The following is an 11,356-nucleotide window of genomic DNA, read 5'->3' on the forward strand; positions in this document are numbered from 1 at the left end:
AGGCCCACCGCTTCGCCGTGAGCTTCCACCGCCAGCAGCGCGGCGAGCGGATGAAGCGCTCCCGACTCAGTGACATCGCCGGACTCGGCCCCAAGCGGGTCAAGGATCTGCTGGCCCACTTCCGCTCGATCGACGCGATCCAGCTGGCCAGCCCCGAGCAGATCGCCGCCGTCCCAGGGATCGGACCGGCGATGGCGCGGCAGGTGTGGGAGCACTTCCATCCCCCCCTGGATGGGCCCGAATCCGGGGCTGAAGGCGAGGAGCCACCCCTGGAGCTGGCGGGATGAGGGTCGCAGGGGGGTGGGGGGTCGCTGGGCTGGTCTCCAGGTGGCTTTGGGCTGGACTTCTGGCCCTTTGGCTGCTGCTGCCTTCTGCCGGGCGGGCGACGCTGGCCGCGCCGGGCCTCTGCGTCGGGCCGGTCTGTGGTGACGAGATCAGCCGCAGTGCCAAGTACCACTGGCAGCTCAGGCTCCGGGTGGGCGACCAGGAGAACCATCGCGAGCGGATCCTGGTGGACTGTCGCAACGGGGGCATCAGTCCACAGCTGGGGCCCGTGGATCGGGCCTACGCCGCCGCCGTGGCCCGCCGCTACTGCCGACTAACTTGGCCATCCGAAGCACCCTCCGGTGCCCCCAGGTCCTGACATGACGCTGCCGCTGTCCCTGGCCGTGAGCTGGCCCCCCGAGGCCTACCTCTGGTTCAAGACCCTCCACATCATCGGGGTGGTGGTGTGGTTCGCCGGGCTGTTCTACCTGGTGCGGCTGTTCATCTACCACCGGGAAGCGGCCGAACTGGATCCCCCCCTGCGGCAGGCCTTCGAGGAGCAGTACGGCCTGATGGAGCGGCGTCTGGCCAACATCATCACCACACCGGGGATGGTGGTGGCCGTGGCGATGGCGGTGGGTCTGCTGCTGGTCGAGCCGGCCTGGCTCAAGCCGACCTGGATGCACGCCAAGCTGGCCGTCGTGGCGGGGCTGCTCGTCTACCACCACCTTTGCTACCGGCTGATGGGCCAGCTGCACCGCGGCGAGTACCGCTGGAGCGGCCGCCAGCTGCGGGCCCTCAACGAACTGCCGACGCTGATGCTGGTGCTGGTGGTGATGCTGGTGGTGTTCAAGAACCAGTTCCCCACCGGTGCCGCCACCTGGTTCCTGGTGGCCCTGGTGGTGTTCATGGCGGCTTCGATCCAGTTCTATGCGCGCTGGCGGCGGCTGCGCAGCGAACGGCAGACCCAGCAGGAGAGCGGCGGTGCTGCGGCCTGAGGCTCTTGCCCATCCCCTCACCCCGGTGCTGCGCCAGGTGCGGGCCGACAGCTGCCCGCAGCGGCTCAATTTCCACTGCCACACGATCCACAGCGACGGCAGCCTCCACCCCGAGCAGCTGGCGGCTGAGGCCGTGGCCATCGGCCTGGAGCACCTGGCCGTCACCGATCACCACGCCCTGGCGGCCCACGGGGCCATCGCTTCCGCCTTTGAGGCTCACAGGCGGCGGGGCGAGCCGGCCCCCGTCCTCTGGCGGGGGGTGGAGATCAGCTGCCTGCTGGAGGGATGCCTGGTCCACGTCCTCGGTCTGGGTTTCGCCGCGGATCATCCCTCCCTCCACCCCTACCTCCAGGGCACGTCCGTGATCGGACCGGCCCTGGGGGCCAAGGCGGTGGTGGCGGCGATCCAGGCCGCCGGGGGCCTGGCGCTGCTGGCGCACCCCGCCCGCTATCGCCTGCCCCACCAGCGCCTGATCGCGGCGGCGGCGGACCTGGGCTTCGACGGCGCCGAAGTCTGGTACGACTACGCCATGCGGCCCCGCTGGCAACCCACGGAACTGGTGTGCGAGGCGATCGCGGCGGATCTGGAACGGCGGGGCCTTCTGATGAGTTGTGGTACGGATACCCATGGGCTGGAGCTCCACGGCCGCTAGGGTTTGCTGACACGTTTCTCCTTGCGTCGATGGGCCTGCTCGATCGTCTGTTCGGTTCCCGTGCCGCCTCGGTGACCAATCCTGAGGCTGCCGCCAAGGCCAAACCCAAGGCCGAGACCTTCTTCCTCGATCCCGAGGCCTCCACCAGCCTTGGCGATGTCCAGTTCATGAAGCGGTCGAACACGATCCGCCACACCTTCCCCGGCAACGCCGACAGCCCCGGCGACAAGGAGATGGTGGCCGAGGTGGCTTCCATGGAGGCCCGGGTGGAGAAGATGACCCCTGGTCTGGCCGGGATCCAGCCCACGGAGAAGGGTTCCGGGAACCTCACCGGTGGCATCCCCAAGCCCGTCAAGAAGACCTTCGCCCAGCAGATGAGCGCGGCCGAGCTGGGACAGCGCATGAAGGGGGCCTCCGTCACCCCCACCAACGTCCCCGGTGGTGCGGCGGCGGCGAAGCAACAGAAGGAGGCCGAAGCCCAGAGCCAGCCGAAGATCACCCAGCAGCCCGCCAAGCCTGGCAACACGGATCCCTTCCGCTCGATGGTGCGGGACCTCGACCTCTGATCCCCAGGACGGACTGGGGGGCCTGGTTCAGCGTTGCTCCACCAGGCCCTCACTCTCCAGCAACAGGGCCTGCAGCCCTTGCAGCCGCTGGGGATCGGCCCCTTCCCAAAGCCCCCGGTGGTGGGCCTCCAGCAGCCGCTCGGCCATGTCGCGCAGGGCCCAGGGATTGGAGCGTCTCAGAAACTCCCGCACGGTCCCGTCCTCCAGCCAGGCGGCGCTGATGGCGCCGTAGCCCCAGTCCGGTACCCGCCCGGTGCTGGCGTCATAGGCGAACAGGTAGTCGAGGCTGGCAGCCATCTCGAAGCCGCCCTTGTAACCGTGCTCCTGCATGGCCCCGATCCAGCGGGGATTGAGCAGCCTGGAGCGCAGGACCTTGTCGAATTCCCGCTCGAGGCGGTGCAGGCGGGGCCGCTGGCTGCGGGAGTGGTCACCGAACCAGAGGGCCGGGGCCTGGCCCTGGAGCCCCTCGGCGGCGGCGCTGAGGCCCCCCTGGAACTGGTAGTAGTCGTCGGAATCCAGCAGGTCGTGCTCCCTGTTGTCCTGGTTGTGCAACACCACCTGCACCTGGGCCAGGCGCCGTTCAAGCCCGCCGCGGTCGGCCGTGGCGGCGATGGCCCCGCCGCTGGCCCCATCGCCGGGGTCGCCGTCGTAGCGCCAGGAGCTCCAGTTGAGGAACGCCTCGCCCAGGTCACGGCGCTCCTCCCAGTGGCCGCTCTCGATCAGGCCCTGCAGACCGGCCCCGTAGGCGCCGGGCGCCGAGCCGTAGATGCGTCCCCCGTGGCCTTCCAGCCGGGCTGAGGCCGCCAGGGGATTGTCACCGGGATCTTCCGCCAGGGCCGCCACCAGGCGGGTGGCGCGGTTGAACCACCCCACCAGCTGGGGAAAGGCATCGCGGAACAGGCCGGAGATGCGCAGGGTCACGTCCACCCGTGGGCGCCCGAGCAGGCGCAGGGGAATCACCTCCACATCCACCAGCCGCCGGGTCGGGCCATCCCAGACGGGCCGCACCCCCATCAGGGCCAGGGCCTGGCCGATGTCCTCGCCGCCATTGCGCATGGTGGCGGTCCCCCACACCGACAGGGCCAGGGTGCGCAGGTCGTCGCCCTCCTCCTGCAGATGGAGCTGCAGCAGCAGCTCGGCGCTGCGTCGTCCCAGGTCCCAGGCGGCCTCCGTCGGCAGGCCGCGCAGATCGACGCTGTAGAAGTTGCGGCCGGTGGGCAGCAGATCCGGCCGGCCGCGGGTGGGTGCCCCCGAGGGCCCGGCAGCGATGCGGCCGCCGGCGAGGCCCGTCAGCAGGGCCTGGCGTTCCGCATCGCCGCAGGCCAGCAACGGCGGCAGCAGTTTCTGGCGCAGGTGCTGCAGGGCCCGTTCGGTGGCGGTCCCCGGCTCCCTTGGCGACTCAGCCGAGGCCATGGGGGCTCTGCCCAGCTCCTCCTGCACCAGGTCCAGGGCACGGGCCTCCAGCAGGGCCACCCCGTCGCCGGCATGTCGTAGCAGGCTGCCAGGCTCTGCCAGGCCAGCCAGGCGCTGGCGGTCGGCGGGGGTGAGGGGGGCCTCCTCCGCATCGGACCAGGGGTCAAGGTCCAGTCCAAGGTCGAGGGCGAGCGCCTGGTTGAGGCCCGGCTGTCCCGCCTGGGGCGCCCGGGCCAGGCAGAGCAGCAGTTCGGCCAGCTTCGCCGGCGCCGGCAGGGTGCCGAACGTGTGCAGACCGAGGCGGATCTGGGCTTCCTTCAGTTCACACAGGTAGCCGTCGGCCGCCTCCAGGCGCGCTTCCAGATCCACCAGGGCCATGGCGGGCAGTTGCAGTTGCTCCAGCAGGGTGCCCAGGCGCTCCCGCAGCAGGGGGGCCCGGGCACTGCCGAGCTGCCGCGCCTCCCAGTACTCATCCAGCAGGGCTTCCAGGCCCTGCAGGTCGCCGTGCAGGCCGGCCCGTCCCAGGGGCGGGGTCAGGTGGTCGAGGATCACGGCCTGGGCCCGACGTTTGGCCTGGCTGCCCTCGCCCGGGTCGTTGACGATGAAGGGGTAGAGGTGCGGCAGGGGCCCCAGGGCCCACTCGGGGACGCAGTCCTGCGACAGCCCCAGCCCCTTGCCCGGCAGCCATTCGAGATTGCCGTGCTTGCCCACGTGCACCACCACCTGGGCGCCGAAGCTCTGGCGCAGCCAGAGGTACTGGGCCAGGTAGGCGTGGGTGGGGGGCAGATCGGGGCTGTGGTAGCTGAGGCTCGGATCCCGGTCGTAGCCGCGCTCGGGCTGGATCAGCAGCAGCACCCGGCCGAAACGCAGCCCCCGCACCGGGAAGGCCGGCCCTTCGGCCGCTGGGGCCGGCTCCAGTCCCGCGTCGGTGTCGGGCGGCCCCCAGACCGCCTCCAGCCGCTGGCGGCCCTCTGCGGGCAGGGTGGCATACCAGGCCTGGTAGGTGGGCAAGGGCAGGTGGGCCAGGGGAGGCCGATGGCCGCTCTCCGGGTCGTTGCTGCGGCCCTCCAGCAGCCGGTGAATCAGGGCATCGCCATCGACAGGCAGATCCGCGGCCACCCCCAGGTCGTAGCCGGCCTCCGCCAGCCAGCCGAGCATCAGGGTGGCGCTGGCGGGGGTGTCCAGGCCCACACCATTGGCCAGGCGGCTGTTGCGGTTGGGGTAGTTGGCCAGCACCAGGGCCACCCGCCGCTCGGGAGCGGGCGTCAGCCGCAGCCTGATCCAGGCACCGGTGAGCTGGGCGATCCAGTCGAGCCGCTCCCGGTCCGGTTCGTAGTGGTGCAGGGCGGTGGCGAGGGTGTCGCTGGTGGCGCTGCGTTCCTTGAAGGCGCCCACCCGGGTCGTGAGGCGCCCATCCAGCTCCGGCAGGGCCACCTGCAGGCTGAGGTCAAGCGGGGCCAGGCCGATGCTGCTCTGGCGCCAGGCCTCCCGGCTGCGGCCACTGCAGAGCACCTGCAGCACGGGAACCCCCAACCGGTCCCACAGGGGGGCCCCCAAGCCCGCCTCCTCAAATGACACCGAAGCGAAGCCCGTGCCGCAGAGCACCGCCTGCACCTGCTCCCGGCCCAGGAGATCGGCCACGCCCCGCTGCACGGCCCTGTCCCGCAGGCTGCTGACCCATAGACCCCGCGGTGCCAGCCCCTGGCCGCGCAGGGCCTCCAGCAGTGCCTCCATGAGGGCCAGATCCGCCGCCTGCCAGAGGGCTCGGTAAAGGATCACCCCCACCCGGGAGCCGGGCTCGTCACGCCAGTCGTGGGGCAGGGGATCGGCCGCTGGAATGGGGCGGGGGGGCTCGGGGTTCTCGCCCGCCAGCAGGGCCGCCAGTGTCTGCAGAAGCAGGCGCAGATTGGCCGCACCCCCCTCCCGCAGGCAGGCCGCGCAGGCCAGGGCCAGGGGGCCATCGAGGCTGCCGAGGCAGGCAAGGGCCTGCTCCTCCTCGGCGGTGCCGGCCAGTACCAGCAACTGGCGGCCCTCGCCGCCCTCCACCCAGTGGCGCAGGCACTCCAGGCCATAGCTCCAATGGCCCCGTCCCCCCAGCAGGCGCACCACCACCAGTCGGGTGCTGGCCAGGGTGGTGGCCACGTAGTGGTCGATCACCGCCGGATGCTGCAGGGCCGCGAGGTTGAGGGCCCTCAGCTCCGCCGGCAGCAGCGCCGGCTCGGCCGCGAGCAGCTGGGACACCGCCAGCAGATCCGTATCGGCGCTGCTGAGCAGCACCACCGGCGCCGGTGGCTGTTCCACGAAGAGGGCCCCGTCGTCCTCCGTCCTGTCCCCGGGTATGGGCGCGAGTCGATGCATGCCCCCATCCTGCCGAACGCGGTGAGAAGATCGCATCGTCGCCACCGCCCTCCATGCACCAGTTCCTGCCCTACGCCTGGTTCGGCGGACAGTGCGTCCCCTTTGCTGAAGCCACCCTGTCGGTGGCCACCCATGCGCTGCACTACGGCACGGGCGCCTTCGGCGGCATGCGGGCCCTGCCCAATCCCGCCGACAACAACGAGATCCTGCTGTTCCGCGCCGATCGCCATGCCCGCCGCCTCAGCCAGAGCGCCCGGCTGCTGCTGACCGAGCTGGCCGAGGAGACGATTCACAGCGCCATCACGGCCTTTCTGCAGGCCAACCGACCCACCTGCCCGATCTACCTGCGGCCGTTCGTCTACACGAGCGACCTCGGCATCGCCCCGCGGCTGCACAACATCCAGACCGACTTTCTCATCTACGGCATTGAGATGGGCGACTATCTCTCCCCCGAGGGGGTCAGCTGCCGGATCAGCAGCTGGTGCCGCCAGGAGGACCGCTCCCTGCCCCTGAGGGGCAAGATCAGTGGCGCCTACATCACCAGTTCGCTGGCCAAGACCGAAGCGGTCAAGAGCGGCTTCGACGAGGCCCTGCTGCTCAACAGTCGCGGCAAGGTGAGTGAGGCCAGCGGCATGAATCTGTTCATCGTCCGGGACGGCGTCCTGATCACCCCCGGCGTCGACCAGGACATCCTTGAGGGCATCACCCGCGCCAGCATCATGGAGCTGGCGCGAGCGATGGACATCCCCGTCCTAGAGCGGGCGGTCGACAAGACCGAACTGATGATCGCCGACGAGGTGTTCCTCAGTGGCACCGCCGCCAGGGTCACCCCGGTGCGGCGCATCGAATCCACCGACCTCTCCAGCCACCGCCCCGTGATGGAGTGCCTCCGCGACCGCCTCACGGCGATCACGGAGGGCCGCGATCCTTCCTATGACCACTGGGTCACCCGCATCCGCCTCGACGCCTGATGGTTGTCTCCGCCGCCATCCACTGCCCCACCGATCGCATCAGCTTCCTCGACTGGTTGCATGGTCCGGAACGTCCCGTACTCGTCTTCGACGGTGCCACCGGCACTTCCCTGCAGGAGATGGACCTGACGGCGGAGGATTTCGGTGGCGCGGCCCTCGAAGGCTGCAACGAGAACCTCGTCTTCACCCGGCCCGATGCGGTTCAGGCGGTGCACCGCCAGTTCCTGGAGGCGGGCTGCGATGTGATCGAAACGGACACCTTCGGGGCGGCCTCGATCGTGCTGGCCGAGTACGGACTGGAGCAGCAGGCCTTCGCCATCAACCGCCGGGCGGCTGAACTGGCCCGCGAGATGGCCGCCGCCTTCAGCACCCCGGCCAAGCCCCGTTTCGTGGCGGGATCGATGGGCCCCACCACCAAGCTCCCCACCCTGGGGCACATCGACTTCGACACGATGAAGGCCTCGTTCCGGGAGCAGGCCGCCGGCCTGATCGCCGGCGACGTCGACCTGTTCATCGTCGAGACGTGCCAGGACGTGCTGCAGATCAAGGCGGCCCTGCAGGGGATCGAGGAGGCCTTCTGTGCCGCTGGGGAGCGGCGGCCTTTGATGGTCTCGGTGACGATGGAAACCACCGGCACCATGCTGGTCGGCTCCGACATCGCCGCGGTGGTGGCGATCCTGGAGCCCTTCCCGATCGATGTGCTCGGCCTCAACTGCGCCACGGGGCCCGAGCAGATGAAGGAGCACATCCGCTACCTGAGCCAGCACAGTCCCTTCGTGGTGAGCTGCATTCCCAACGCGGGACTGCCCGAGAACATCGGCGGGGTGGCCCACTACCGGCTCACCCCCACCGAGATGCGGATGCAGATGATGCACTTCGTCGAGGATCTCGGCGTGCAGGTGATCGGTGGCTGCTGTGGCACCACTCCGGCCCACATCGGTGCCCTGGCGGAGCTCGCCGCCGGCCTGAAACCGGCCCAGCGCCAGGTGCGACAGCCCCAGCAACGCCTGGAGAGGCCGCCGCTCCACTACGAGCCGGCGGTGGCGTCGATCTATGGCGTCACCCCCTACGTCCAGGACAACTCCTTCCTGATCATCGGCGAGCGGCTCAATGCCAGCGGCTCTAAGAAGGTGCGCGAGCTGCTCAACGCCGAGGACTGGGATGGCCTGGTGGCGGTGGCCCGGGGCCAGGTGAAGGAGAACGCCCACGTGCTCGATGTGAACGTCGACTACGTGGGGCGGGATGGGGTCAAGGACATGCACGATCTGGTGAGCCGCCTAGTCACCAACGTCAACCTGCCGTTGATGCTCGACTCCACCGAGTGGCAGAAGATGGAAGCGGGCCTCAAGGTGGCCGGTGGCAAGTGCATTCTCAACTCCACCAACTACGAAGACGGCGACGAGCGCTTCTTCAAGGTGCTCGAACTGGCCCGTGACTACGGCGCCGGGGTGGTGGTGGGAACGATCGACGAGGAGGGCATGGCCCGCACCGCCGAGCGCAAGTTCGCCATCGCCCAGCGGGCCTACCGGGATGCGGTTGAGTTCGGCCTGCCGGCCCACGAAATCTTCTACGACCCCCTCGCCCTGCCGATTTCCACGGGTATCGAAGAGGACCGGGCCAATGCGGCGGCCACGATCGAGGCGATCCGCCGCATCCGCAGCGAACTTCCCGGGGTTCACGTGGTGCTGGGGGTCAGCAACGTCAGCTTCGGGCTCTCTCCGGCCGCCCGCATCGTGCTCAATTCCGTCTTCCTGCACGACTGCTGCCAGGCCGGCATGGACGCCGCCATCGTCAGTCCGGCGAAGATTCTGCCGCTGGCGAAGATCAGCGAGGAACATCAGCAGATCTGCCGCGATCTGATCCACGACCGGCGGCGTTTCGAGGACGGAATCTGCGTCCATGATCCCCTCACCCTGCTGACCACCGAGTTCGAGGGGGTGAGCGCCAGGGAGGCCCGGGCTTCGGGCCCGTCGCTGGCCGATCTGCCGCTCGAAGAGCGGCTCAAGCAGCACATCATCGACGGCGAACGCATCGGCCTGGAGCCCGCCCTGCAGCTGGCCCTGGCGGAACATCCCCCCCTGAAGATCATCAACACCTTCCTGCTGGATGGCATGAAGGTGGTGGGTGAGCTGTTCGGCTCCGGCCAGATGCAGTTGCCCTTCGTGCTGCAGAGCGCCGAAACGATGAAGGCGGCGGTGGCCTTTCTCGAGCCGCACATGGAGCGCAAGGAGGGCGAATCGAGCAGCAAGGGCAAGTTCCTGATCGCCACCGTCAAGGGCGACGTGCACGACATCGGCAAGAACCTGGTGGACATCATCCTCACGAACAATGGCTATGAGGTGATCAACCTGGGCATCAAGCAGAGCGTCGACGCGATCGTCGAGGCCCAGACAAAGCACGAGGCCGACTGCATCGCCATGAGCGGCCTGCTGGTGAAATCCACGGCCTTCATGAAGGACAACCTCGAAACCTTCAATGCGGTCGGCATCTCCGTGCCCGTGATCCTCGGCGGTGCGGCCCTGACCCCCCGGTTCGTCCACGGTGACTGCCGCCAGGCCTACCGGGGCCAGGTGATCTACGGCCGTGACGCCTTCGCCGACCTGCGCTTCATGGACGCCCTGATGGACGCCAAGACCGGCGGCCGCTGGGACGACCACGAGGGATTCCTCGACGGCGCCCCCGAGGGGCTGGGTCTGGGTGACCCCGCCGCCCCGGCGGCAGGCGCAGAGGACTCCCCGCAGGAGGCCGCCGTGGAGAGCGCCACCAGCGCTCAGGCCGAAGCCCCACCGGCCGCCAGCGAGGAGCGTTCCGCGGCCGTGCCGGCCGAAGCGGCGATCGCCCCGCCGTTCTGGGGCACCAAGGTGCTCACCGAGACGGCCATCGACCTTGACGAGGTCTTCGCCTACCTCGATCGCAACGCCCTGTTCGCCGGCCAGTGGCAGTTGCGCAAGACCCAGCAGCAGAGCCGGCAGGAGTACGAGGCGATGCTGGCCGAGACGGCGGAACCGGTGCTGCAGGAGTGGCTTGCACGTTGCCGCGCCGAAAACCTGCTCACCCCCCGGGTGGCCTACGGCTACTTCCCCTGCGGCCGCGACGGCACTGGCCTGGTGGTGTTCGACCCTGCGGGGATGGCGGCCGGGGCGCCAGCGGCGGCCGTCGGGCAGGAGCTGGGGCGTTTTGTGCTGCCACGCCAGCGGAGCGGCAACCGCTACTGCATCGCCGATTTCTACCGCGACCTGGAGCCGGACCCGGACGGCGCCCTGCGGCCGGCTGACGTGCTGCCGATGCAGGCCGTCACCATGGGGGAAGGCGCCACCAGCTTCGCCCAGCAGCTGTTCAAGGCCGATCGCTACAGCGACTACCTCTACTTCCATGGCCTGGCGGTCCAGATGGCCGAGGCCCTGGCCGAATGGACCCATGCCCGCATCCGAAGGGAGATGGGATTCGCCGACGACGAGCCCACCGCCCTGAGGGACGTGCTGGCCCAGCGCTACCGGGGCAGCCGGTACTCCTTCGGTTACCCCGCCTGTCCGAACGTGGCCGACTCCCGCCAGCAGCTCGCCTGGCTGGACACCGACCGCATCGGCCTGACGATGGATGAGAGCGACCAGCTGGAGCCGGAGCAGAGCACCACGGCTCTGGTGGCCCTGCACAGCCAGGCGCGGTACTTCAGCGCCTGAGGCTCACCTGGCCATGGCAGGCTTTGGGCACCCTTTGCCTCCCTCGCCATGGCCATCGCAGGACCCGGCGGCGTCGATGACGCCATTGCGGCCGGTGTCGACCTTGACGGCACGCCGATTCCGGCCGCCATGCTCTCCCTCTATGGCGAAGTGATGGAGCTGGAGGGCCGCCGGGCCCGCAGTGGGGTCCAGAAGTCGATGCGCAACCGGATCGTGCGCACCGGTGCCAAGCACTTTGATCGCCTGACCCTTGACCAACGCCTGCGGGAGGCCGGCTGGGAGGGGCTCAAGGACAAGGAAATCGCCTTCTTCTACGGCTGAGCCCCGGCGCCGCCGGCGGGCGCCTTCAGCTGCACAGCTCCTCGAGACTGTCGATCACCTCCTGCTGGAACGCGTCGAGGGCATCGGAATCGCTCAGATCGATGCCCTCACCAGCCGCGTTCTGGGTGAGTTC

General features: G+C 69.5%; 8 protein-coding genes. 7 read left to right on the plus strand and 1 reads right to left on the minus strand.

All coding sequences use genetic code 11. The features are described 5' to 3' along the window. The 4 genes from KBZ04_RS08730 to KBZ04_RS08750 form a co-directional block, all read left to right on the plus strand. On the plus strand, positions 1-287 hold a 287-nt coding region (locus KBZ04_RS08730), incomplete at its 5' end, for a helix-hairpin-helix domain-containing protein (protein ID WP_254991565.1). Positions 288-644: 357 nt separating this feature from the next. Continuing rightward, the gene (gene hemJ / locus KBZ04_RS08740; protein WP_254991567.1) at positions 645-1,262 is read left to right on the plus strand and encodes a protoporphyrinogen oxidase HemJ; all 618 of its coding nucleotides are present in this window, start codon (positions 645-647) and stop codon (positions 1,260-1,262) included. Next, positions 1,249-1,914: a PHP domain-containing protein gene (locus KBZ04_RS08745; RefSeq protein ID WP_254991568.1), complete on the plus strand. Its 666-nt coding sequence runs from the start codon at positions 1,249-1,251 to the stop codon at positions 1,912-1,914. The genes hemJ and KBZ04_RS08745 overlap by 14 nt, the downstream gene beginning before the upstream one ends. 29 nt (positions 1,915-1,943) lie before the next feature. Beyond that, positions 1,944-2,480: a hypothetical protein gene (locus KBZ04_RS08750; protein WP_254991569.1), complete on the plus strand. Its 537-nt coding sequence runs from the start codon at positions 1,944-1,946 to the stop codon at positions 2,478-2,480. Between the two features lie 27 nt (positions 2,481-2,507). On the opposite strand, the gene cobN is transcribed toward KBZ04_RS08750, so the two are convergent. After that, positions 2,508-6,251, minus strand: coding sequence for a cobaltochelatase subunit CobN (gene cobN, locus KBZ04_RS08755; RefSeq protein WP_254991570.1), 3,744 nt, complete (start codon positions 6,249-6,251; stop codon positions 2,508-2,510). A gap of 53 nt (positions 6,252-6,304) precedes the next feature. Here cobN and KBZ04_RS08760 point away from each other — a divergent pair, with 53 nt between their 5' ends. Genes KBZ04_RS08760 through KBZ04_RS08770 form a run of 3 tightly spaced genes read left to right on the plus strand, consistent with a single transcriptional unit; the run spans position 6,305 to position 11,223 of the window. Further along, a complete protein-coding gene (locus KBZ04_RS08760; protein ID WP_254991571.1) occupies positions 6,305-7,222 on the plus strand; it encodes a branched-chain amino acid transaminase in 918 nt (305 codons plus the stop codon). Beyond that, positions 7,222-10,902, plus strand: a complete 3,681-nt coding sequence (gene metH, locus KBZ04_RS08765; protein ID WP_254991572.1) for a methionine synthase — start codon at positions 7,222-7,224, stop codon at positions 10,900-10,902. The genes KBZ04_RS08760 and metH overlap by 1 nt, the downstream gene beginning before the upstream one ends. Positions 10,903-10,950: 48 nt before the next feature. Beyond that, the gene (locus tag KBZ04_RS08770; protein ID WP_254991573.1) at positions 10,951-11,223 is read left to right on the plus strand and encodes a DUF4090 family protein; all 273 of its coding nucleotides are present in this window, start codon (positions 10,951-10,953) and stop codon (positions 11,221-11,223) included. Positions 11,224-11,356 lie beyond the last annotated feature (133 nt).

This window comes from Cyanobium sp. N5-Cardenillas (genome assembly GCF_024345515.1).
Taxonomy (GTDB): domain Bacteria; phylum Cyanobacteriota; class Cyanobacteriia; order PCC-6307; family Cyanobiaceae; genus Cyanobium.

Bases quoted from the DNA above. Each gene is read 5' to 3' on its own strand.
- metH (WP_254991572.1), top strand. From the start codon at position 7,222: ATGGTTGTCTCCGCCGCCATCCACTGCCCCACCGATCGCATCAGCTTC.
- KBZ04_RS08770 (WP_254991573.1), top strand. From the start codon at position 10,951: ATGGCCATCGCAGGACCCGGCGGCGTCGATGACGCCATTGCGGCCGGT.
- KBZ04_RS08760 (WP_254991571.1), top strand. From the start codon at position 6,305: ATGCACCAGTTCCTGCCCTACGCCTGGTTCGGCGGACAGTGCGTCCCC.
- cobN (WP_254991570.1), bottom strand. From the start codon at position 6,251: ATGCATCGACTCGCGCCCATACCCGGGGACAGGACGGAGGACGACGGG.
- KBZ04_RS08750 (WP_254991569.1), top strand. From the start codon at position 1,944: ATGGGCCTGCTCGATCGTCTGTTCGGTTCCCGTGCCGCCTCGGTGACC.
- hemJ (WP_254991567.1), top strand. From the start codon at position 645: ATGACGCTGCCGCTGTCCCTGGCCGTGAGCTGGCCCCCCGAGGCCTAC.